The organism is Streptomyces sp. NPDC005423, assembly GCF_040606415.1.
GTDB lineage: Bacteria > Actinomycetota > Actinomycetes > Streptomycetales > Streptomycetaceae > Streptomyces.
In genome coordinates this window covers 1-21,232 of record NZ_JBEXET010000077.1, presented here as the reverse complement: position 1 = coordinate 21,232, position 21,232 = coordinate 1, and the positions used below count along the sequence as shown (strand labels likewise).

The following is a 21,232-nucleotide window of genomic DNA, read 5'->3' as shown; positions in this document are numbered from 1 at the left end:
CTGGTGTTTCGTGCTGGCGCGGACCGAGGCGGGGTCGCGGCACCACCACGGGCTGGGCTTCCTGCTGGTGCCGATGGACCAGCCGGGGCGGCCCGCCGGGTGCCGCCGCTTCTTCGGTACGTGTAAGTCTCAGACGTTGAAACCCAGCGCCCGCAACTGCTCCCGCCCGTCGTCCGTGATCTTGTCCGGGCCCCACGGCGGCATCCACACCCAGTTGATGCGGAGTTCGCTGACGAGGCCGTCCGTGGCGGACTTGGCCTGGTCCTCGATGACGTCCGTCAGCGGGCAGGCCGCCGACGTCAGGGTCATGTCGATGGTGGCGATGTTCGCGTCGTCGACGTGGACGCCGTAGATCAGACCGAGGTTGACGACGTCGATGCCCAGTTCGGGGTCGACGACGTCCAGCAGGGCCTCGCGGACCTCCTCCTCGGAGGCGGGCTTGATCTCGATGGTCTCGCTCATGCGGTCTTCCTTTCGGCGTCGGCTCCGCCCAGGGCCTGGGCCGTCGCGTCCTTCCACGCCATCCAGCTCAGGAGGGCGCACTTCACCCGTGCCGGGTACTTGGAGACACCGGCGAACGCGACCGCGTCCTCCAGCACCTCCGCCATCGCGTCGTCGGGCTCGATCCTGCCCTTGGACTGCATCAGCTCCAGGAAGGTCTCCTGGATCTTCTGCGCGTCGGACAGGTCCCTGCCGACGAGCAACTCGTTCAGTACGGAGGCCGAGGCCTGGCTGATCGAGCAGCCCTGCCCCTCGTAGGAGACATCGCTGACCGTCGTGCCGTCGTACTTCACGCGCAGCGTGATCTCGTCGCCGCACGTCGGGTTGACGTGGTGCACCTCAACGTCGCCATCCCGCAAGCCCCGCCCGTGCGGGTGCTTGTAGTGGTCCAGGATGACTTCCTGGTACATCGAATCCAGCTTCACACCAACCACCCTCGCGTCTCTGCCAGCACGGTCTCAGCCAGCCCCTCAGCCGAAGAAGTTCCGGACGTGCTCCAGTCCGTCGACCAGTGCGTCGATCTCGGCGGGCGTGGAGTACAGATAGAACGACGCTCGCGTGGTCGCAGGAATTCCGTAGCGCAGGCAGACCGGCCGTGCGCAGTGGTGGCCGACCCGGACCGCGATGCCCTGCTCGTCGAGGACCTGACCCACGTCGTGCGGGTGGATGTCACCGAGCGTGAAGGAGATCGCCGCGCCGCGGTCCTCGGCCGTGGCCGGGCCGATGATCCGCAGGCCGGGCACCTCCCCGAGCCGCCGTACCGCGTACTCGGTGAGCGCGTGCTCATGGGCGAGGATCTTGTCCATGCCGATCGCCGAGAGGTAGTCGATCGCCGCGCCCAGACCGACCGCCTGCGCGATCGGCGGAGTGCCCGCCTCGAACTTGTGCGGGGCGGGAGCGTAGGTCGACGAGTGCATCGACACGGTCTCGATCATCTCGCCGCCGCCCAGGAACGGGGGCAGGTCCTCCAGGAGCTCCTGCCGGCCCCAGAGGACGCCGATGCCGGTCGGGCCGCACATCTTGTGGCCGGTGAAGGCCACGAAGTCGGCCTGGAGCGCCTGTACGTCCAGGGGCATGTGCGGCGCGGCCTGCGAGGCGTCGATCAGGACCAGGGCCCCGACCTCCTGCGCGCGGCGCACTATCTTCTCGACCGGGTTGACCGTGCCCAGGATGTTGGAGACCAGCACGAAGGAGACGATCTTCGTCCGCTCGGTGATGACCTCCTCGATGTTGGACAGGTCGAGGCGGCCGTCGTCCGTGAGGCCGAACCACTTGAGCTTCGCGCCCGTGCGCTGCGAGAGCAGCTGCCAGGGCACGATGTTGGAGTGGTGCTCCATCTCGGTGATGACGATCTCGGTCTCGTGGTCGACCCGGTAGGGCTCGTCGGCCCAGCCGAGCATGTTGGCCACGAGGTTCAGCGACTCGGAGGCGTTCTTGGTGAAGATCACCTCGTCGCGGCTGGGCGCGTTGATGAACGCGGCGACCTTGTCGCGCGCGCCCTCGTACAGCGCCGTGGCCTCCTCGGCGAGCACGTGCACACCGCGGTGGACGTTGGCGTTGTAGCGCTCGTAGTACTCGTTCAGGGCGTCGAGGACCTGGCGCGGCTTCTGCGAGGTCGCCGCGTTGTCCAGGTAGACGAGCTTCCGGCCGTCGTGGACCTGACGGTCCAGGATGGGGAAGTCCTTGCGGATCGCCTCGGTGTCGAGGAGGCCGGAGAGCCCCTGGCGGGCCACAGTCACGCTACTTCCTTCCCTGAGTGCGCTCCGCTCACGGGGCCACTCTTCGTGTAGGTCTCGTAGCCCTCGTTCTCCAGCTTGTCGGCGAGTTCGGCGCCGCCGGACTCCACGATCCGGCCGCCGGAGAAGACGTGCACGAAGTCGGGCTTGATGTAGCGCAGGATGCGCGTGTAGTGGGTGATGAGCAGGGTGCCGACGTCACCGGCCTCGCGGACGCGGTTGACGCCCTCGGAGACGACACGCAGGGCGTCGACGTCCAGGCCGGAGTCGGTCTCGTCGAGGATCGCGATCTTCGGCTTGAGCAGTTCGAGCTGGAGGATCTCGTGCCGCTTCTTCTCACCGCCGGAGAAGCCCTCGTTGACGTTCCGCTCGGCGAAGGCGGGGTCCATGGAGAGGCGCTCCATGGTCTCCCTGACCTCCTTGACCCAGGTCCGCAGCTTGGGGGCCTCGCCGCGGACGGCGGTGGCGGACGTACGCAGGAAGTTGGAGACGGAGACGCCGGGGATCTCCACCGGGTACTGCATCGCCAGGAACAGGCCGGCGCGGGCACGCTCGTCGACGGACATCTCCAGGACGTCCTCGCCGTCGAGGGTGACGGTGCCGCCGGTGATCGTGTACTTGGGGTGGCCCGCGAGCGAGTAGGCGAGGGTCGACTTGCCGGAGCCGTTGGGGCCCATGATGGCGTGCGTCTCGCCCTGCTTCACGGTGAGGTCGACGCCCTTGAGGATCTCCTTCGTGGCGTTGTCGGCCTCGACGGTGACGTGCAGGTCGTGGATTTCAAGCGTTGCCATGGGTTCCTCAAGGCTCCTGGGTGAGGGAGACGAACACGTCGTCCCCTTCGATCTTTACGGGATATACGGGCACGGGGCGGGTGGCGGGAAGGCCCGACGGCTTGCCGGTGCGCAGGTCGAACGCCGAGCCGTGCAGCCAGCACTCGATCTGGCAGTCCTCCACCTCGCCCTCGGAGAGCGAGACGTTGGCGTGCGAGCAGATGTCGTTGATCGCGAACACCTCTCCCCCGGAACGGACGACCGAGACCGGGGTGCCGTCGAGTTCCACCCGTTTCGGGGCGTCCTCCGCCAGCTCGCTCAGCCCGCAGGCGCGCAGGAACGTCATCAGAGCGACGCCTCCAGCTCCTCGTCGATCCGGACGAGAAGGCGCTCTTCGATGTCGTCGACGCCGATCTGCTGGACCAGTTCGGCGAAGAAGCCGCGGACGACGAGGCGGCGGGCCTCGTCGGCCGGGATGCCGCGGGCCATCAGGTAGAAGAGCTGCTCGTCGTCGAAGCGGCCGGTCGCGGAGGCGTGTCCGGCGCCGACGATCTCGCCGGTCTCGATCTCCAGGTTCGGCACCGAGTCGACCCGGGCGCCGTCGGTCAGCACCAGGTTGCGGTTCATCTCGTAGGTGTCGGTGCCCTCGGCCTTGGCCTCGATGAGCACGTCACCGATCCACACCGCGTGGGCCCTCTCGCCCTGGAGGGCGCCCTTGTACATCACGTTGGACTTGCAGTGCGGGGTGTTGTGGTCGACCAGGAGGCGGTGCTCCTGGTGCTGGCCCGCGTCGGTGAAGTACAGGCCGAACAGCTCGGCCTCGCCGCCGCTGCCGGCGTAGGTCACGCGCGGGTGCAGCCGGACCAGGTCGCCGCCGAAGGTGACGATGAACGACTTGAAGGTGGCGTCGCGGCCGATCAGCGCGTTGTGCTGGCCGACGTGGACGGCCTTGTCGTCCCAGTCCTGGACGGAGACGACGCTCAGCCGGGCCCCGTCACCGAGGACGTAGTCCACGTTGGCGGCGAGCACGGCGTCACCGGTGTGGTCGATGACGACGACGGCCTCGGCGAAGGCTCCCAGCTCGATGACCTGGTGGCCGTAGGCGGTGCCGCCCTCGCCGTGCACGGCGATCCGGATCGGCTCGGTGAGGACCGTCTCCTTGGGGACGGTGATCACGCCGGCCTTCTCGAACGCCGAGTACGCCTGGGCGGCGACGCGGTCCACGGGGGTGCCGGCCCGGCCGAGGCGCGCGTCGTCGCGGCCCACGGTCTCGACGATGACGCCGTCGGGGGCCCGGACGTCCACCTTGACGCCGTCGCCGGTGGCGACCGCGGTGCCGTCGTGCAGCCCGCGCAGGCGCTCCAGCGGGGTGAACCGCCACTCCTCCTCGCGGCCGTGGGGGACGGGGAAGTCCGCCACGTCGAAGGAGGGGGGCCCGCTCATGCGCGTGGCGACGGTCGACTCGGCGGCCACCGCGATCGATCCGGCGGTGGTGGAGGACCCCACCGTGGAGTTCTGAGCCTCAGCCATGGCTGTCGTAGTGCTCGCTTTCTGAAGTCAAGAAGAGTGCTGGCCGGTGGGCCGGGTCAGCCGACCGAGCCTTCCATCTGCAGCTCGATCAGCCGGTTGAGCTCCAGCGCGTACTCCATGGGCAGCTCCTTGGCGATCGGCTCGACGAAGCCGCGCACGATCATCGCCATCGCCTCAAACTCGCTCAGGCCGCGGCTCATCAGGTAGAAGAGCTGGTCATCGGAGACCTTGGAGACGGTCGCCTCGTGGCCCATGGAGACGTCGTCCTCGCGGACGTCGACGTACGGGTACGTGTCCGAGCGGGAGATGGTGTCGACGAGGAGCGCGTCGCACAGCACGTTCGACTTAGAGCCGTGGGCGCCCTCGCCGATCTCGACGAGACCGCGGTAGGAGGTACGGCCGCCGCCGCGCGCCACCGACTTGGAGACGATGTTGGAGGACGTGTTCGGCGCCATGTGGACCATCTTGGAGCCGGCGTCCTGATGCTGGCCCTCGCCGGCGAAGGCGATGGAGAGGGTCTCGCCCTTGGCGTGCTCGCCCATCAGGTAGACGGCCGGGTACTTCATGGTGACCTTGGAGCCGATGTTGCCGTCGATCCACTCCATGGTCGCGCCCTCGTACGCCACGGCGCGCTTGGTGACCAGGTTGTAGACGTTGTTCGACCAGTTCTGGATGGTCGTGTAACGGCAGCGGGCGCCCTTCTTCACGATGATCTCGACCACCGCGGAGTGCAGGGAGTCCGACTTGTAGATCGGCGCCGTACAGCCCTCGACGTAGTGGACGTAGGCGTCCTCGTCGACGATGATCAGCGTCCGCTCGAACTGGCCCATGTTCTCCGTGTTGATGCGGAAGTAGGCCTGGAGCGGGATCTCGACCTGGACGCCCTTGGGCACGTAGATGAAGGAACCGCCGGACCACACGGCCGTGTTGAGCGAGGCGAACTTGTTGTCGCCGACCGGGATGACCGTGCCGAAGTACTCCTTGAAGAGCTCCGGGTGCTCCTTCAGGGCGGTGTCGGTGTCGAGGAAGATGACGCCCTGCTCCTCCAGGTCCTCGCGGATCTGGTGGTAGACGACCTCGGACTCGTACTGGGCCGCGACACCGGAGACGAGGCGCTGCTTCTCCGCCTCGGGGATGCCGAGCTTGTCGTACGTGTTCTTGATGTCCTCGGGCAGGTCCTCCCAGGACTCCGCCTGCTTCTCCGTGGAGCGCACGAAGTACTTGATGTTGTCGAAGTCGATGCCGGAGAGGTCCGAACCCCAGTTGGGCATGGGCTTCTTCTCGAACAGGCGCAGGCCCTTGAGACGGAGCTTGGTCATCCACTCCGGCTCGCTCTTCTTCCCGGAGATGTCTCGGACGACGTCCTCGTTGATGCCGCGCTTGGCGGAGGCACCGGCCACGTCGGAGTCGGCCCAGCCGTATTCGTACGTGCCCAGACCCTCGAGCTCGGGGTGGGCGGTCTCCTCGATGGGGAGCGTCATGCGGGGTTCCTCCCGGCGGTGCTTGCGGATGCGTGGTCGGTGGTCTTGGGGATGAACGTCGTGCATACGCCGTCGCCGTGGGCGATGGTGGCCAGCCGCTGCACATGCGTGCCGAGCAGCTGGGAGAAGATCTCGGTCTCCGCCTCGCACAGCTGCGGGAACTGTCCGGCGACATGGGCGACCGGGCAGTGGTGCTGGCACAGCTGCTCGCCCCGCTGCGGAAGGGGCGCGCTACGCGCCGTAGCAGCGTACCCGTCCGCGCTCAGGGCCTTGGCCAGCGCTTCCGTGCGCTCCTCGGGGGCCGCGGCCTCGATCACCCGGCGGTAGACGGCGGCCTGGGCGGCCATCCGGGAGCGGGCGAAGGCGACGAGTGCCTCGTCCCCGCCCTCGCGGGCGGCGATCCAGCGCAGCGCGTCGGCGGCGAGCTTGTCGTAGGACTGGTCGAAGGCGTCCCGGCCGCAGTCGGTCAGGGCGAACACCTTGGCGGGCCGGCCGCGCGTGCGCGCTCCGTAGACCCGCTGTTCCCGGGCTTCCACGACGGCGTCGGCGGCGAGCGTGTCGAGGTGGCGGCGTACGGCGGCCTGGGTGAGGCCCAGCCGCCCCGCGAGGTCGGTCACGGTCGACGGGCCGTGGTCCAGGATGGAGCGCGCGACACGGTTGCGGGTGGACCGCTCACCGGTCGCGAGTTCCTCCTGCGGAGCCTCGCCAACGTTTTTCACAACGCCATTGTTGCGTAATTCCTCTGAGGCAGGCAACCCGCGTCCGGAACGACGGCGGTGCGCTGCATCACTTAGGCAAACCTAATCCGACCTGGGGAAACGATCTTTGATCGATCAACCGGGTGGCGCGGCCCGCCCCTTTCCGGGACACTCCGGCACCATGGCCACACCCCCTGCGACCGGCCCTCTTGTGACCCGGCACACACTCGCCGACGAGGTCCGCACGCTGGGCGTGCGCCCCGGCGAGATCCTCCTCGTGCACACCTCCCTCAGCTCACTCGGCTGGGTCTGTGGAGGGGCCGTCGCCGTCGTCCAGGGACTCCTCGACGCGCTCGGCCCGGCCGGCACCCTGGTGGTCCCCACCCAGTCCGGTGACCTCTCCGACCCGGCCACCTGGGGAAACCCGCCCGTCCCCAGCGAGTGGTGGCCGACGATCCGCGCCACCATGCCGCCCTACGACCCCCTCGTCACCCCCTCGCGGGGGGTGGGCGTCATCCCGGAGACCGTCCGCACCTGGCCCGGCGCCCTGCGCAGCGCGCACCCCCTGACGTCGTTCGCCGCCATCGGCGCCCGGGCCGGAACGGTCACCCGGGGCCACGCGCCGGACTGCCGGCTCGGCGAGCGCAGCCCGCTGGCCCGTCTGGAGGCCCTGCACGCGCGCGTGCTGCTGCTCGGCGCCGGCTACGACACGTGCACGGCCTTCCACCTCGCCGAGTACCGCATCCCCTCCCCGCTGGTGGAGTCGGGGCGGCCGGGCCCGGACGGCTGGGAGTCGGTGACCGAGGTGTCGATCACCTCGGACCGTTTCGACGAACTGGGCCACGACTTCGAACGGGACCGTCCCGTCGTCCGCGCGACGGTGGGCGCCGCCGACGCGCGGCTGTTCCCGGTGGCGGACGCCGTGGCGTACGCGGAGCGGTGGCTGGCGACCCACCGTCCCCGCGACGACGACTTCCCGGACCCTCGCACGCATCCGGCCCCCTCCGAGCGGAGGGACGACCCCCGCTCCTGAGGCAACGGCCGCGTACCTAGACTGAGGGACCATGCGAAGCGAGCCCGTGGTCCAGGTCCAGGCCCTGGTGAAGCGGTACGGCACGAAGACCGCGGTGGACGGCCTCGACCTGGTGGCCAAGACGGGTGTCACCGCCGTGCTCGGCCCCAACGGGGCGGGCAAGACGACCACGGTCGAGACCTGCGAGGGGTACCGGAGGCCGGACTCCGGCACGGTGCGCGTCCTGGGCCTCGACCCGGTCCGTGACTCCTCCGCCCTGCGGCCCCGGATCGGGGTCATGCTCCAGTCCGGCGGCGTCTACTCGGGCGCCAGGGCCGACGAGATGCTCCGCCACGTGGCCCGGCTGCACGCGCATCCACTGGACGTCGACGCGCTGATCGAGCGGCTGGGGCTGGGCGGCTGCGGCCGGACGGCCTACCGGCGGCTCTCCGGCGGCCAGCAGCAGCGGCTCGCCCTGGCGATGGCCGTCGTGGGCCGTCCCGAGCTGGTCTTCCTGGACGAGCCGACAGCCGGTCTCGACCCGCAGGCCCGCCGGTCCACCTGGGACCTGGTGCGCGACCTGCGCGCCGACGGCGTCTCGGTCATCCTCACCACGCACCACATGGACGAGGCCGAGCAGCTCGCCGACGACGTGGCGATCATCGACGCCGGCCGGGTCGTCGCCCACGGCTCCCCGGAGGAGCTGTGCCGGGGCGGGGCCGAGAACACCCTGCGGTTCAGCGGCCGGCCCGGCCTGGACGTGGGGTCCCTGCTGAAGGCGCTCCCGGCCGACTGCACGGCCGTCGAGCTGACCCCGGGCGCCTACCGCGTCGGCGGCAAGGTCGATCCCCAGCTGCTCGCCACGGTCACGTCCTGGTGCGCGCAGCACGGGGTGATGCCGGAGCGGATCGCGGTCGAACGGCACACACTCGAAGACGTCTTTCTGGAGCTCACGGGCAAGGAGTTGCGTTCATGATTCCGGCAAACACCGGACTCCGCCGGGCGTCCGGGGGTCGTCCCCCGGGAAGACACGGCCTGGAGCTCACGGGCAAGGAGTTGCGCTCATGACGACCGCCGCCGGCACCGGCGCCTACACGCCCAGGCCGGGCGCGGCGCCGCTCCCCCGCATGATCGTGACGCAGGCGGTCCTCGAAACGAGGATGCTGCTGCGCAACGGTGAGCAGCTGCTGCTGACGGTGGTGATCCCGACGCTGCTGCTGGTCCTGTTCAGCTCGGTGGACATCGTGGACACCGGCAAGGGCAGCTCCGTGGACTTCCTCACCCCGGGCATCCTCGCCCTCGCGGTGATGTCGACGGCGTTCACCGGCCAGGCGATCGCCACGGGCTTCGAGCGCCGCTACGGCGTGCTCAAGCGGCTCGCGTCCTCGCCGCTCCCCCGCTGGGGCCTGATGGCCGCGAAGACCGCGTCGGTGCTGGTCACGGAGGTCCTCCAGATCATCCTGCTGACGGCGATCGCCTTCGCGCTCGGCTGGTCCCCGCACGGCGACCCGCTCGCCGTGCTGCTCCTGCTGGTCCTCGGCACGGCGGCCTTCTCCGGCCTCGGCCTGCTGATGGCGGGCACCCTGAAGGCGGAGGCGACGCTGGCCGCCGCGAACCTGGTCTTCCTGCTGCTCCTGGTGGGCGGCGGGGTCATCGTCCCGATGGACAAGTTCCCCCCGGCCGCCCAGGACGTGCTCGGCCTGCTGCCGATCGCGGCCCTCTCGGACGGTCTGCGCGACGTGCTCCAGCACGGCGCGGGGATGCCCTGGGGCGACCTGGGGATCCTCGGCGGGTGGGCCGTGGTGGCGCTGGCCGCCGCCGGGCGGTTCTTCCGCTGGGAGTAGCGGGGCTGCCGAGCCGCGGGCCGCGGTGCCATGCGGTCTCCCGTGTCCCGGCCCCCTCGTGAACGCGTGCACAAGCGGCCCTTTACGATGGGACGCGTGCCCAACGTGACCCGTGCCGACGTCGTATCCGCCGCGCGCAACCCCCTCGCCTTCATCGCCGCACGCTGGACCCCGCAGCCCCGGACGGTCCGGCGGGCGGCGCTCGCCGCGCTCGTCATGTCGGTGGTCATCGTGGTCACCGGCGGTGCCGTGCGGCTGACGGGCTCCGGGCTCGGCTGCCCGACCTGGCCCAAGTGCACGGACGACTCGCTGACCACGACGAGCGCGATGGGCTTCCACGGCGCCATCGAGTTCGGCAACCGCATGCTGACCTACGTCCTCTGCGCCGCCGTCGGCTGGGCGATCATCGCCGCGCGCTCGCGCAAGCCGTGGCGGCGCGGTACGACCCGGCTCGGCTGGGCGCAGTTCTGGATCGTGATGAGCAACGCGGTGCTCGGCGGCATCGTCGTCCTCGTCGGCCTCAACCCGTACACGGTCGCGGCCCACTTCCTGCTCTCCTCGGCGCTGATCGCGGTCGCCACGCTGATGTGGCAGCGCACCCGGGAGGGCGACGGGGAGCCCAAGCCGCTGGTCGGCAAGTCCGTCCAGCAACTGGTGTGGTTCCTGGTCACCGCTTCCGTCCTGCTGATCGCGGTCGGCACGGTGGTGACCGGCGCGGGTCCGCACGCGGGCGACTCCCAGGAGGTCGACCGCATCCCCATCGACTGGGAGACGGTGGCCAAGCTGCACGCCGTGCTGGCCTGGATCGTGGTCACGCTGACGTTCGCCCTGTGGTTCGTCCTCAAGGCGGTCGACGCCCCCAAGGGCCCCCTGGACCGCACCCGCGAGCTCTTCCTGATCCTGCTCTCCCAGGGCGTCATCGGCTACGTCCAGTACTTCACCAACCTCCCCGAGGCCCTGGTCGCCCTCCACATGCTGGGCTCCTGCCTGGTGTGGATCGGCGTCCTGCGGGTGCTGCTTGCCCTCCGCGAGCGCCCGGAGACGGTGACCGGGCTGCCGGGCCCCTCGGCGGAGGCGACGGTGCCCACGCGCGCGTGAGTCACCCGTGGGCGGCCACCAGCGCGTCGATCGCCGGGCCCAGATAGTCCCGGGTCAGCGCGGCCCGGCGGCCGAGCCACTCGCCGGCGGCCGGCGCGGGCTCCTCGTAGCGCCGCCGCCGGATGTCCTCGACGACCGGCACCGGGGCGCCGAGCGCCGGCAGTTCGGCCAGGGCCTGCCGCTTGGAGACCAGCCTGCCCTCCCGCAGGGTGACGGTCGCCCGGGCGAAGGTGAGCAGCCCGAGGTCGACCCACACGTCCTGCCGCCACAGCCGGGCGGTGTCCACCGCCGGCCGCCAGAACTCCCGCTGGTCGCGTACGACGAAGGCGGCCAGCTCCGGGTCCGGCACGGGCGGCAGCAGCCGCGCCGGTGCCGGGCCGTGCAACACCCGCCCGAACGCGTGCAGTTCGCGCCGGGTGACGGGGGTGACCGGGCGGCGCAGCACATGGTCGTGCGCCCAGGTGAGGTGCGGCAGGCCGGGGTCGTCCAGCGCCTCCGGGGCCATATAGCTGCAGTGCAGCTTCGTGGCGAGCGGCTCGGCGCGCAGCGCGCGGTGCAGGGTGACGACCCGGCGTACGGTGCGCGGGCTCAGGGGATCGTCGAGGACCGCGATCAGGTCGAGGTCACTGCGGCCCTCCTGGTAGTCGCCCCCGGCGAGCGAGCCGTGGGCCCAGACGGCGACGGGAGCCAGCGGCGCCAGAGCGTCGAGGAAACGGTCGAGCAGCGCGTCGGTCGACATCGGGCCATTGTGGACCGCGCCGACGGCTCACTCCAGGGCGTACACCCGGCGTGCGTTGCCGGCCGCGATCAGGCCCGCGACCCGCTGCGCGTCGGCGAGCGACCAGGCGCCCTCGGCGACCCAGGTGCCGAGCACCCGGCCCAGCGCCTCGCGGAACAGCCGGGCGCCCACGACGTGCAGTTCGGGGAGTCCGTGCGCGCCGGTGGAGAAGAGGATCTTGCCGAAGGGGGCCAGCTCCAGGATCTCGGCGAGGACCGTCGCGGCCCGGGCACCGGTGCGGACGAGGGCCGCCCCCGAGTCGGCGTAGACGTGCGGGAAGACGCCCGCGAGGTGGGCCGCGTGCCGGTGGTAGGGGTAGCCGTGCAGCAGGACCAGGTCGGTGCCGAGCCCGGCCGTCGCGCGGACGAAGCCGGTGAGCAGGACCGGGTCGGTGCGGTCGATGCGCAGGCCCGGTTCGCCGAGCCCGGCGTGGAGTTGCAGGGGCAGGCCGGAGGCGACGGCGATCCACAGCAGGTGTCTGAGCAGGACCGGGTCGCTCAGCTCCCCGCCGACCCGGCGCCCGGCCAGCCAGCGGGCCGCCGCGCCGCGTACCTCGCCGGGTCCGGGCGGCTCCGGCGCGAGTGCCAGGCCGTGCCGTACGCCCGCCACGGAGGTGAAGGCGACCGCGGTGGCGGCGGCGCCGTGCACCGACTCGGCGAGGTTGGCGAGGAACGACTCGACGGTGCCGGAGGTGTCGGCGACCTGTTCGGCGAGGAGCTCCAGCCGGACGACCTCCCGTGTCTGCGCCTGGCCCGTCGACGCCATCTCCGCGGGGCCGGTCAGGTCGCCGGGCAGACCGGTGTCGACGAGGTACGTCGTGATGCCGCTGCCGCGCAGCAGCCTGCGGCCCGCTTCCAGTACGCCGAGTTCACGACGGCGGGCGAGGTAGCGGGCGGGGGGACAGTGCGGCTCCAGGCCGAGCAGGGGCGGACACCAGCGTCGTACGGCGAAACCGGTCTGGGTGTCGAACAGGGTGGTGCCCGGGGCGGGCGGGCCCTCGGTGCGGGCCAGCTGGGCCTCGAAGGTGCCGAGACCCAGCTCCGTTCTCAGTACGCCGTGGCAGTACTGGTCCACGAGGGACGGCGTTTCGATCATCCGGGCTCCCGTGGGTGGACCGTGTGTTCTCAAGGTCCTAACGGGTGACTCGGTTTCAGGTGTTGCTCGCTCACACCCCGTACGAAAGGGCGAGCGCCGTCAGCCGTTGCTCGGGGCGCCGAGCTGGATGCCCGCCATGCGCTTCCACTCGTAGGGTCCGGTCCGCACCTTCGCCGCGAACGCGCCGTCGAAGGACTCGTGCACGGTGATGCCGGACTTCGCCACGGCCCGCTCGGCGAGTTCGTAGGAGGGGGCCACCACGTCGCCCCAGGTGCCGTTCTCGGCGACGAGGACGATACGGGCGCCGCGTTCGCCCAGGTAGGAGATCTGGCCCTCGGCCCCGCCGTGCTCCTTGACGAAGCCGGAGATCTGCCGGGCGAGCCGGGCCACCGTGCGCTCGGCCTTCGCGTCAACCTGCTGCGTGTCTGCCATGAGCAGGATGCTACCGGCGGGTAGCCAGAGTGGCGAGGCCCGGGTGCCCGAAGGCCTCCCGGGCGCGGGCACGTCCTAGCGCAGGAACGGGTCCACGGCGACCGCCACGAACAGAATGGAGACGTAGGTGATCGACCAGTGGAACAGGCGCATCTCCTTGAGCTTGCCGCCGGTCACCTCGGCCTTGGCGCGGTTCTGCAGGCCGTGCGCCTCCCACAGCCAGAAGCCGCCGGCCAGCAGCGCCACCAGGGTGTAGAACCAGCCTGTGTAACCGAGCGGCGTGAGCAGCAGGGAGACGGCGACCATCACCCAGCTGTAGATGACGATCTGCCGCGCGACCACCTTGTTGGAGGCGACGACCGGCAGCATCGGCACGCCCACGCGCGCGTAGTCGTCCCGCACCTTCATGGAGAGCGGCCAGTAGTGCGGCGGCGTCCAGAAGAACATCACCAGGAAGAGGACGACCGGCGCCCACGACATGGAGTCCGTCACCGAGGACCAGCCGATCAGCACCGGGAGGCAGCCGGCGATACCGCCCCACACGATGTTCTGCGACGTACGCCGCTTGAGGATCATCGTGTAGACGACGACGTAGAAGAGGAGCGCCGCGAGGGAGAGCCAGGCGGAGAGCCAGTTGACGGTCAGGCCGAACAGCAGGGTCGAGCCGACCGCCAGGGCGATGCCGAAGACGAGGCACTCGCGGGGGCTGACCATCCCGGTGACGAGGGGGCGCTGCGAGGTGCGGTCCATGAGGGCGTCGATGTCGCGGTCGATGTACATGTTCAGCGCGTTGGCGCCGCCCGCGGAGAGGTAGCCGCCGACACAGGTGAGCAGCACCAGACCGAGGTCGGGAACGCCCTGCTGGGCGAGGAACATCACCGGGACCGTGGTGATCAGCAGCAGTTCGATGATCCGCGGCTTGGTCAACGCCACGAACGCCTTGACCCGGGCCCCGAACGGCCGCCGGCTCGGGCTGCTACTCGTCCCGAGTTGCCCCGCTGGACGGGATTCGACGGCCGTCACGCACACCCCTGACAGAGACTCCCAGCGAGCCTGCCCATGTGAAGTGCGGGTAAAGGCTCACGCGTACCACGCCACTGTAGACGTTGCCCAGACCCGGACATTCGCGGGGGTGGGGTCGTGTTGGACGGCGTCTTCGGAAGAGCTTGTCCCCCCTCTGTTGAGCACTCGAACGAGCGGCTGCGTATTCAGTTGCCGAACACGGTCCGGAGCGGCCGGGAGGCGGATCCCCGAGAGTCCCGGCAGTCTGGAATGACTCGAAAAAATGCGCGTTCTCACAGGGGTAGGCTCGACAAAGGCCGGTGGGCGCCGCGTGCACCGGCATTCGACATGCGTGACATGTGGAGAGGAGCCCTGACTCAGGGTGAGCACCAAGCCGACCACAACAGACCTCGACTGGACCGAGTTGGACCAGCGGGCCGTCGACACCGCCCGCGTCCTGGCCGCCGATGCCGTACAGAAGGTCGGCAACGGCCATCCCGGTACGGCGATGAGCCTGGCCCCGGCCGCCTACACCCTCTTCCAGAAGGTGATGCGGCACGACCCGGCGGACGCCGACTGGGTGGGACGCGACCGCTTCGTGCTGTCCGCCGGTCACTCGTCCCTGACCCTCTACACACAGCTCTACCTGGCTGGTTTCGGCCTGGAGCTGGCTGACCTCGAAGCCTTCCGCACCTGGGGCTCCAAGACCCCGGGGCACCCCGAGTACGGGCACACCACCGGTGTGGAGACGACGACCGGCCCGCTGGGCCAGGGTGTCGCCAACGCGGTGGGCATGGCGATGGCCGCCCGCTACGAGCGCGGTCTGTTCGACCCGGACGCCCCGTCGGGCGAGTCCCCGTTCGACCACTTCATCTTCGCCATCGCCGGTGACGGCTGCCTCCAGGAGGGCATCTCCGCCGAGGCCTCCTCGCTCGCCGGCCACCAGCGGCTGGGCAACCTGATCCTGCTGTGGGACGACAACCACATCTCGATCGAGGGCGACACCGAGACGGCCGTCTCCGAGGACACCGTCAAGCGCTACGAGGCGTACGGCTGGCACGTGCAGCGCGTCGCCCCGAAGCCCGACGGCGACCTCGACCCGCACGCCCTCTACGACGCCGTCGAGGCCGCGAAGAAGGTGACGGACAAGCCGTCGTTCATCGCGATGCGCTCGATCATCGCCTGGCCGGCCCCGAACGCGCAGAACACCGAGGCCGCGCACGGCTCGGCGCTCGGCGCCGACGAGGTCGCCGCCACCAAGCGGGTCCTCGGCTTCGACCCGGAGAAGTCCTTCGACGTCTCCGACGAGGTGCTGGACCACACCCGTCAGGCGCTGGAGCGCGGGCAGGAGGCGAAGGCCGCGTGGGAGAAGTCGTACCAGCAGTGGCGGACCGACAACCCCGAGCGCGCCGCCGAGTACGACCGCATCGCCGCGGGCGAGCTGCCGGCCGGCTGGGAGGAGAAGCTCCCGGTCTTCGAGACCGGCACGGCGGTCGCCACGCGTGCCGCGTCCGGCAAGGTGCTCCAGGCGCTCGGCGCGGTCATCCCCGAGCTGTGGGGCGGCTCCGCCGACCTCGCGGGCTCGAACAACACCACGATCGACAAGACGTCGTCGTTCCTGCCGGCGGACAACCCGCTGCCGGAGGCGGACCCGTACGGCCGCACGATCCACTTCGGCATCCGCGAGCACGCCATGGCCGCGGAGCTGAACGGCATCACCCTGCACGGCAACACCCGTGCCTACGGCGGCACGTTCCTCGTCTTCTCCGACTACATGCGCAACGCCGTACGCCTGTCGGCGCTGATGCACCTGCCGGTGACCTACGTGTGGACGCACGACTCCGTCGGTCTCGGCGAGGACGGCCCCACCCACCAGCCGGTCGAGCACCTCGCCTCGCTGCGCGCCATCCCGGGCCTGAACGTGATCCGCCCGGCCGACGCCAACGAGACCGCGATCGCCTGGCGCGAGGTCCTGCGCCGCTACACCAAGGTCTACGGCGAGGGCGCCCCGCACGGCTTCGCGCTGACCCGCCAGGGCGTGCCGACGTACGAGGCGAACGAGGACGCCGCCAAGGGCGGCTACGTGCTCTTCGAGGCCGAGGGCTCCGACGGAGCGGACGCGGCGCCCGAGGTCATCCTGATCGGCACCGGTTCCGAGGTGCATGTGGCGGTGGAGGCGCGTGAGCGGCTCCAGGCCGCGGGCGTGCCCACCCGGGTCGTGTCGATGCCGTGTGTGGAGTGGTTCGAGGCGCAGGACCAGGGGTACCGGGACAGCGTGCTTCCGCCGTCCGTGAAGGCGCGGGTGGCCGTCGAGGCCGGAATCGGTCTGACCTGGTACCGGTTCGTCGGGGACGCGGGTCGCATCGTTTCCCTGGAGCACTTCGGGGCTTCCGCCGACGGCAAGGTGCTCTTCCAGGAGTTCGGTTTCACTGCCGAGAATGTGGCCGCCAAGGCCAGGGAATCCATCGCCGCCGCCCAGAGCTGACGCTGACAAACGACACGTAGGAGATGCAATTTCCATGACAGACGCACTCAAGCGCCTCTCCGAAGAAGGCGTAGCGATCTGGCTGGACGACCTGTCGCGCAAGCGGATCACGTCCGGCAACCTCGCCGAACTGATCGACCAGCAGCACGTCGTGGGCGTCACCACCAACCCGTCGATCTTCCAGAAGGCCATCTCCGAGGGCGACGGTTACGACCAGCAGCTCTCCGAGCTCGGGGCCCGCAGGGTCACCGTCGAGGAAGCCATCCGCATGATCACCACGGCGGACGTCCGCGACGCCGCCGACATCCTGCGTCCGGTCTTCGACGCGAGCGGCGGCCAGGACGGGCGGGTGTCGATCGAGGTCGACCCGCGGCTGGCCCACAACACCAAGTCGACCGTCGCCGAGGCCAAGCAACTGGCCTGGCTGGTCGACCGCCCGAACACGCTCATCAAGATCCCGGCCACCGAGGCGGGCCTCCCGGCGATCGCCGAGGTCATCGGTCTCGGTATCAGCGTCAACGTCACGCTGATCTTCTCGCTGGAGCGGTACCGCAAGGTCATGGACGCCTTCCTCACCGGCCTGGAGAAGGCCAAGGAGCGCGGCCTGGACCTGTCGAAGATCCACTCCGTGGCGTCCTTCTTCGTCTCCCGCGTCGACACCGAGATCGACAAGCGGATCGACGCGCTCGGCACGGACGAGGCCAAGGCCGCCCGCGGCAAGGTCGGCCTGGCCAACGCGCGGCTCGCCTACGAGGCGTACGAGGAGGTCTTCTCCTCGCCGCGCTGGCTCGCCCTGGACAAGGCGCAGGCCAACAAGCAGCGTCCGCTGTGGGCCTCGACCGGCGTCAAGGACAAGGCGTACAAGGACACGCTGTACGTCGACGAGCTGGTGGCGCCGAACACGGTGAACACCATGCCGGAGGCGACCCTTCAGGCCGCCGACGACCACGGGCAGATCACCGGCAACACCATCGCCGGCACGTACGAGCAGGCGCGCGCCGAGATCGCCGCGGTCGAGGCGCTCGGGATCTCCTACGACGAGGTGGTCCAGCAGCTGGAGGACGAGGGCGTCGCGAAGTTCGAGTCCGCCTGGAACGACCTCCTCAAGTCGACCGAGGCGGAACTCACGCGCCTCGCCCCCTCGGAGGGCTGAGACCTTGGCACCTCATTCCGGTTCCGGAGCGAACCCGCTTCGTGACGCCGCGGACCGACGGCTCCCGCGTATCGCGGGGCCGTCGGGCCTGGTCATCTTCGGCGTCACCGGCGATCTGTCCCGCAAGAAGCTGATGCCCGCGGTCTACGACCTCGCCAACCGGGGTCTGCTGCCGCCGGGCTTCTCGCTCGTCGGGTTCGCCCGGCGCGAGTGGGCCCACGAGGACTTCGCACAGGAGGTCCACGACGCGGTCAAGGAGCACTCCCGTACACCGTTCCGTGAGGAGGTCTGGCAGCAGCTCGTCCAGGGGATGCGCTTCGTCCAGGGCACCTTCGACGACGACGACGCCTTCGAGCGGCTGCGTGACACGATCGAGGAACTGGACAAGGCACAGGGCACGGGCGGCAACTTCGCCTTCTACCTGTCGGTGCCGCCGCGCTCCTTCCCGGTCGTCATCCAGCAGCTGAAGAAGCACGGCCTGGCCGACCAGGAGAAGGGTTCCTGGCGGCGCGCGGTCATCGAGAAGCCGTTCGGCCACGACCTGAAGTCGGCCGAGGACCTGAACAAGGTCGTCCACGAGGTCTTCGCCCCGGACCAGGTCTTCCGGATCGACCACTACCTGGGCAAGGAGACCGTCCAGAACATCCTGGCGCTGCGCTTCGCCAACACGATGTTCGAGCCGATCTGGAACCGGTCCTTCGTGGACCACGTGCAGATCACGATGGCCGAGGACATCGGCATCGGCGGCCGGGCCGGCTACTACGACGGCATCGGCGCCGCCCGTGACGTCATCCAGAACCACCTCCTCCAGCTGATGGCGCTGACCGCGATGGAGGAGCCCGCCTCCTTCGACGCCGACGCGCTGGCCGCGGAGAAGACCAAGGTGCTCGGCGCGGTCAAGCTCCCCGGGGACCTGGGCCGCAACACGGTCCGCGGTCAGTACGCCGAGGGCTGGCAGGGTGGCGAGAAGGCGGTCGGCTACCTCCAGGAGGAGGGCATCGACCCCCAGTCGAAGACCGACACCTACGCCGCGATCAAGGTCGAGGTCGACAACCGCCGCTGGGCGGGCGTCCCCTTCTACCTGCGCACCGGCAAGCGGCTCGGCCGCCGGGTCACCGAGATCGCGGTCGTCTTCCAGCGCGCCCCGCACTCCCCCTTCGACCACACGGCGACGGAGGAGCTCGGCCAGAACGCGATCGTCTTCCGCGTCCAGCCCGACGAGGGCGTCACCGTCCGCTTCGGCTCCAAGGTGCCCGGCACCTCGATGGAGATCCGGGACGTCTCCATGGACTTCGCCTACGGCGAGTCGTTCACGGAGTCCAGCCCGGAGGCGTACGAACGTCTCATCCTCGACGTGCTGCTCGGCGACTCGAACCTCTTCCCGCGCACGGAGGAGGTCGAGCTGTCCTGGAAGATCCTCGACCCGATCGAGCGGTACTGGGACAAGCACGGCAAGCCCGCGCAGTACCCGTCCGGTACCTGGGGGCCCGTCGAGGCGGACGAAATGCTCGCACGAGAGGGACGGAGCTGGCGCCGGCCATGAAGATCGACCTCACCGACACCACCGCCAGCAAGATCAACAAGGCGCTCGTCCAGGGCCGCCGGGCCATCGGCACCCCTGCCGTCGGCATGGTGCTCACCCTCGTCGTCGTCACGGACGAGGAGAACGCCTACGACGCCCTGAAGGCCGCCAACGACGCCTCGCACGAGCACCCCTCGCGCACGCTCGTCGTCATCAAGCGGGTCTCCCGCTCCCGGGGCCGCACCCAGTCCCGGCTCGACGCCGAGGTCCGGGTCGGCGCCGACGCGGGCAGCGGCGAGACGGTCGTACTGCGGCTCTACGGCGAAGTGTCCGACCACGCCCAGTCCGTGGTGCTGCCCCTGCTGCTGCCGGACGCGCCGGTCGTCGTCTGGTGGTCGGCGGACGCCCCGCGCGACCCTGCGGGCGACCCGCTCGGCGCGTTGAGCCAGCGCCGGGTCACCGACAGCTACGCGGCCGAGAAGCCCATCGACGAGCTGCGATCCCGCGCCGAGAGCTACGCGCCGGGCGACACCGACCTGGCCTGGGCCCGGATCACCCCGTGGCGCTCGATGCTGGCCGCCGCGCTCGACCAGGTCTCCTCGGAGATCGTCTCCGCCGAGGTGGCGGGCGAGGAGTCCAACCCGAGCGTCGAGCTGCTCGCCATGTGGCTCGCGGACCGGCTCCACGTGCACGTCCGGCGCGCGGTCTCCGCGGGTCCCGGCCTGACCCAGGTTCGCCTGGAGACGACCGGTGGTCCCATCACCCTGCACCGGTCGGACGGCGCGATGGCCACGCTGGCGCTGCCGGGCCAGCCCGACCGCGCGGTGGCGCTCAAGCGCCGCGAGACGTCCGAACTGCTCGCGGAGGAACTGCGCCGGCTCGATCCGGACGAGACCTACGCGTCCGCGCTGCGGTTCGGCCTGGACCGGCTCGGCGGGATCCAGTCGGCGATGGAGCGGGCCGAGGCGGCGCAGCAGCCGACGCCGTCCCTCCCCGTGCGCGGGGTGCCGGACTCCGCGTCGGCGCCGTCGGCCGCCGCCGCGGACGGTGACGCCGCGCGGCCCACCCCGGCGAAGATGCCGCCGGTCAGGAAAGCGGATCCGCAGTGAGCACCCCGCAGTTGGTCGTCCACCGCGACAAGGAGCTGATGGCCCAGGCCGCTGCCGCCCGGCTGATCACGAAGATCGTGGACGCGCAGGCCTCGCGCGGCCACGCCTCCATCGTGCTCACCGGCGGCCGCAACGGCAACGGCCTCCTCGCCGCGCTGGCCGCCCAGCCCGCCCGGGACGCCGTCGACTGGAGCCGCCTCGACCTGTGGTGGGGCGACGAGCGGTTCCTGCCCGCGGGCGACCCGGACCGCAATGACACCCAGGCCCGCGAGGCCCTGCTGGACAAGGTGGCGCTGGACCCGAAGCGCGTGCACGTCATGCCCGCGTCGGACGGTCCCTACGGCAACGACGTGGACGCCGCGGCGGCCGGGTACGCCGAGGAACTCGCCCGGTCCGCCGGGCCCGAGAACCACGCCGGCGTGCCCGACTTCGACGTCCTGATGCTCGGCGTCGGCCCGGACACCCACGTGGCGTCGCTCTTCCCGGAGCTGCCCGCCGTACGGGAGACCGAGCGCACGGTGGTCGGTGTCCACGGGGCGCCCAAGCCGCCGCCGATCCGGGTCTCCCTGACGCTGCCCGCGATCCGGGCGGCCCGTGAGGTGTGGCTGCTCGCGGCCGGCGAGGACAAGGCGGAGGCCGCGGCGATCGCGCTCTCCGGCGCCGGCGAGATCCAGGCCCCGGCGGCGGGCGCGCAGGGCAGCTCCCGCACCCTGTGGCTGCTCGACGCGGCGGCGGCTTCCCAGCTGCCGCGGTCGCTGTATCCGGCTGCTTCCGCCTGACCCCGGCAGCCCGCCGAAGAGCCCGTACGACCTCGGTCGTACGGGCTCTTCTGTCTCTCAACGCCCGCGCAGCTCCCGGTACTTGGCGACCAGCGCGGTCGTCGACCCGTCGAGGCCGGGTACGTCCGTGCCGTCGGTGAGGGCGGGTTCGACGCGTTTGGCGAGGACCTTGCCGAGTTCGACGCCCCACTGGTCGAAGGAGTCGAT

Annotated in this window: 22 protein-coding genes; 9 read left to right on the top strand and 13 right to left on the bottom strand. The window is 70.5% G+C overall.

All coding sequences use genetic code 11. The features are described 5' to 3' along the window. Positions 1 to 129: 129 nt before the first annotated feature. Genes ABZT12_RS38000 through ABZT12_RS37965 form a run of 8 tightly spaced genes read right to left on the bottom strand, consistent with a single transcriptional unit; the run spans position 130 to position 6,737 of the window. Positions 130 to 462 carry a metal-sulfur cluster assembly factor gene (locus ABZT12_RS38000; protein ID WP_356394026.1) on the bottom strand — a complete coding sequence of 111 codons (333 nt, stop codon included), beginning with the start codon at positions 460 to 462 and terminating at the stop codon, positions 130 to 132. Continuing rightward, entirely contained in the window at positions 459 to 926 is a 468-nt protein-coding gene (sufU, locus tag ABZT12_RS37995; RefSeq protein WP_356394023.1) for a Fe-S cluster assembly sulfur transfer protein SufU, read from the bottom strand. Before sufU ends, ABZT12_RS38000 begins: the two co-directional genes overlap by 4 nt. Before the next feature lie 45 nt (positions 927 to 971). Then, positions 972 to 2,234 (bottom strand): cysteine desulfurase, encoded by a 1,263-nt coding sequence (locus ABZT12_RS37990; protein ID WP_356394032.1) that lies wholly within the window; start codon positions 2,232 to 2,234, stop codon positions 972 to 974. 2 nt (positions 2,235 to 2,236) lie between these two features. Then, on the bottom strand, positions 2,237 to 3,028 hold the full coding sequence (sufC, locus tag ABZT12_RS37985; RefSeq protein ID WP_356394020.1) for a Fe-S cluster assembly ATPase SufC: 792 nt from the start codon (positions 3,026 to 3,028) through the stop codon (positions 2,237 to 2,239). 7 nt (positions 3,029 to 3,035) lie between these two features. After that, a complete protein-coding gene (locus ABZT12_RS37980; RefSeq protein WP_356394017.1) occupies positions 3,036 to 3,353 on the bottom strand; it encodes a bifunctional 3-phenylpropionate/cinnamic acid dioxygenase ferredoxin subunit in 318 nt (105 codons plus the stop codon). Next, positions 3,353 to 4,537, bottom strand: coding sequence for a Fe-S cluster assembly protein SufD (sufD, locus tag ABZT12_RS37975; RefSeq protein ID WP_356394014.1), 1,185 nt, complete (start codon positions 4,535 to 4,537; stop codon positions 3,353 to 3,355). Before sufD ends, ABZT12_RS37980 begins: the two co-directional genes overlap by 1 nt. 56 nt (positions 4,538 to 4,593) lie before the next feature. Then, a complete protein-coding gene (sufB, locus tag ABZT12_RS37970; RefSeq protein ID WP_356394011.1) occupies positions 4,594 to 6,018 on the bottom strand; it encodes a Fe-S cluster assembly protein SufB in 1,425 nt (474 codons plus the stop codon). Then, a complete protein-coding gene (locus ABZT12_RS37965) occupies positions 6,015 to 6,737 on the bottom strand; it encodes a metalloregulator ArsR/SmtB family transcription factor (protein WP_356394008.1) in 723 nt (240 codons plus the stop codon). The genes sufB and ABZT12_RS37965 overlap by 4 nt, the downstream gene beginning before the upstream one ends. A gap of 160 nt (positions 6,738 to 6,897) precedes the next feature. On the opposite strand from ABZT12_RS37965, the gene ABZT12_RS37960 reads away from it, so the two are divergent. From ABZT12_RS37960 to ABZT12_RS37945, 4 genes are all read left to right on the top strand, one after another. After that, positions 6,898 to 7,749: an AAC(3) family N-acetyltransferase gene (locus ABZT12_RS37960; RefSeq protein WP_356394005.1), complete on the top strand. Its 852-nt coding sequence runs from the start codon at positions 6,898 to 6,900 to the stop codon at positions 7,747 to 7,749. Positions 7,750 to 7,780: 31 nt separating this feature from the next. After that, on the top strand, positions 7,781 to 8,704 hold the full coding sequence (locus ABZT12_RS37955) for an ABC transporter ATP-binding protein (RefSeq protein WP_356394002.1): 924 nt from the start codon (positions 7,781 to 7,783) through the stop codon (positions 8,702 to 8,704). 88 nt (positions 8,705 to 8,792) lie between these two features. Continuing rightward, positions 8,793 to 9,572: an ABC transporter permease gene (locus ABZT12_RS37950; protein ID WP_356393999.1), complete on the top strand. Its 780-nt coding sequence runs from the start codon at positions 8,793 to 8,795 to the stop codon at positions 9,570 to 9,572. An 87-nt stretch (positions 9,573 to 9,659) separates the two neighbouring features. Beyond that, a complete protein-coding gene (locus tag ABZT12_RS37945) occupies positions 9,660 to 10,670 on the top strand; it encodes a COX15/CtaA family protein (protein ID WP_356393996.1) in 1,011 nt (336 codons plus the stop codon). A 1-nt stretch (position 10,671) separates the two neighbouring features. On the opposite strand, the gene ABZT12_RS37940 is transcribed toward ABZT12_RS37945, so the two are convergent. The 4 genes from ABZT12_RS37940 to ABZT12_RS37925 form a co-directional block, all read right to left on the bottom strand. Then, on the bottom strand, positions 10,672 to 11,409 hold the full coding sequence (locus tag ABZT12_RS37940) for a nucleotidyltransferase domain-containing protein (RefSeq protein ID WP_356393993.1): 738 nt from the start codon (positions 11,407 to 11,409) through the stop codon (positions 10,672 to 10,674). A gap of 27 nt (positions 11,410 to 11,436) precedes the next feature. Continuing rightward, the gene (locus ABZT12_RS37935) at positions 11,437 to 12,543 is read right to left on the bottom strand and encodes an amidohydrolase family protein (protein ID WP_356393990.1); all 1,107 of its coding nucleotides are present in this window, start codon (positions 12,541 to 12,543) and stop codon (positions 11,437 to 11,439) included. Positions 12,544 to 12,642: 99 nt separating this feature from the next. Next, positions 12,643 to 12,975 (bottom strand): hypothetical protein, encoded by a 333-nt coding sequence (locus ABZT12_RS37930; protein WP_356393984.1) that lies wholly within the window; start codon positions 12,973 to 12,975, stop codon positions 12,643 to 12,645. Positions 12,976 to 13,050: 75 nt separating this feature from the next. Further along, a complete protein-coding gene (locus ABZT12_RS37925) occupies positions 13,051 to 14,004 on the bottom strand; it encodes a heme o synthase (protein WP_356393981.1) in 954 nt (317 codons plus the stop codon). A 355-nt stretch (positions 14,005 to 14,359) separates the two neighbouring features. Here ABZT12_RS37925 and tkt point away from each other — a divergent pair, with 355 nt between their 5' ends. The 5 genes from tkt to pgl are packed head-to-tail and all read left to right on the top strand — an operon-like array spanning position 14,360 to position 21,025. Beyond that, on the top strand, positions 14,360 to 16,462 hold the full coding sequence (gene tkt / locus ABZT12_RS37920) for a transketolase (protein WP_356393978.1): 2,103 nt from the start codon (positions 14,360 to 14,362) through the stop codon (positions 16,460 to 16,462). Positions 16,463 to 16,496: 34 nt separating this feature from the next. Continuing rightward, positions 16,497 to 17,615: a transaldolase gene (gene tal, locus ABZT12_RS37915; protein ID WP_356393976.1), complete on the top strand. Its 1,119-nt coding sequence runs from the start codon at positions 16,497 to 16,499 to the stop codon at positions 17,613 to 17,615. 4 nt (positions 17,616 to 17,619) lie between these two features. Continuing rightward, positions 17,620 to 19,158: a glucose-6-phosphate dehydrogenase gene (zwf, locus tag ABZT12_RS37910; protein WP_356393974.1), complete on the top strand. Its 1,539-nt coding sequence runs from the start codon at positions 17,620 to 17,622 to the stop codon at positions 19,156 to 19,158. After that, positions 19,155 to 20,246: a glucose-6-phosphate dehydrogenase assembly protein OpcA gene (gene opcA, locus ABZT12_RS37905; protein ID WP_356393971.1), complete on the top strand. Its 1,092-nt coding sequence runs from the start codon at positions 19,155 to 19,157 to the stop codon at positions 20,244 to 20,246. Before zwf ends, opcA begins: the two co-directional genes overlap by 4 nt. Then, positions 20,243 to 21,025: a 6-phosphogluconolactonase gene (gene pgl / locus ABZT12_RS37900; RefSeq protein WP_356393968.1), complete on the top strand. Its 783-nt coding sequence runs from the start codon at positions 20,243 to 20,245 to the stop codon at positions 21,023 to 21,025. The genes opcA and pgl overlap by 4 nt, the downstream gene beginning before the upstream one ends. A gap of 57 nt (positions 21,026 to 21,082) precedes the next feature. Here the strand turns inward: pgl and ABZT12_RS37895 are convergent. Continuing rightward, a partial coding sequence (locus tag ABZT12_RS37895) for a hypothetical protein (protein ID WP_356394029.1) occupies positions 21,083 to 21,232 on the bottom strand: 150 nt, incomplete at its 5' end.

Excerpts from the sequence above, each read along its gene's own strand:
- ABZT12_RS38000 (WP_356394026.1), bottom strand. The coding sequence starts at position 462 with ATGAGCGAGACCATCGAGATCAAGCCCGCCTCCGAGGAGGAGGTCCGC.
- sufB (WP_356394011.1), bottom strand. The coding sequence starts at position 6,018 with ATGACGCTCCCCATCGAGGAGACCGCCCACCCCGAGCTCGAGGGTCTG.
- ABZT12_RS37940 (WP_356393993.1), bottom strand. The coding sequence starts at position 11,409 with ATGTCGACCGACGCGCTGCTCGACCGTTTCCTCGACGCTCTGGCGCCG.
- ABZT12_RS37955 (WP_356394002.1), top strand. The coding sequence starts at position 7,781 with ATGCGAAGCGAGCCCGTGGTCCAGGTCCAGGCCCTGGTGAAGCGGTAC.
- opcA (WP_356393971.1), top strand. The coding sequence starts at position 19,155 with ATGAAGATCGACCTCACCGACACCACCGCCAGCAAGATCAACAAGGCG.
- tal (WP_356393976.1), top strand. The coding sequence starts at position 16,497 with ATGACAGACGCACTCAAGCGCCTCTCCGAAGAAGGCGTAGCGATCTGG.
- ABZT12_RS37935 (WP_356393990.1), bottom strand. The coding sequence starts at position 12,543 with ATGATCGAAACGCCGTCCCTCGTGGACCAGTACTGCCACGGCGTACTG.
- ABZT12_RS37930 (WP_356393984.1), bottom strand. The coding sequence starts at position 12,975 with ATGGCAGACACGCAGCAGGTTGACGCGAAGGCCGAGCGCACGGTGGCC.
- sufD (WP_356394014.1), bottom strand. The coding sequence starts at position 4,537 with ATGGCTGAGGCTCAGAACTCCACGGTGGGGTCCTCCACCACCGCCGGA.
- ABZT12_RS37945 (WP_356393996.1), top strand. The coding sequence starts at position 9,660 with ATGGGACGCGTGCCCAACGTGACCCGTGCCGACGTCGTATCCGCCGCG.
- ABZT12_RS37950 (WP_356393999.1), top strand. The coding sequence starts at position 8,793 with ATGACGACCGCCGCCGGCACCGGCGCCTACACGCCCAGGCCGGGCGCG.
- ABZT12_RS37960 (WP_356394005.1), top strand. The coding sequence starts at position 6,898 with ATGGCCACACCCCCTGCGACCGGCCCTCTTGTGACCCGGCACACACTC.
- sufC (WP_356394020.1), bottom strand. The coding sequence starts at position 3,028 with ATGGCAACGCTTGAAATCCACGACCTGCACGTCACCGTCGAGGCCGAC.
- ABZT12_RS37980 (WP_356394017.1), bottom strand. The coding sequence starts at position 3,353 with ATGACGTTCCTGCGCGCCTGCGGGCTGAGCGAGCTGGCGGAGGACGCC.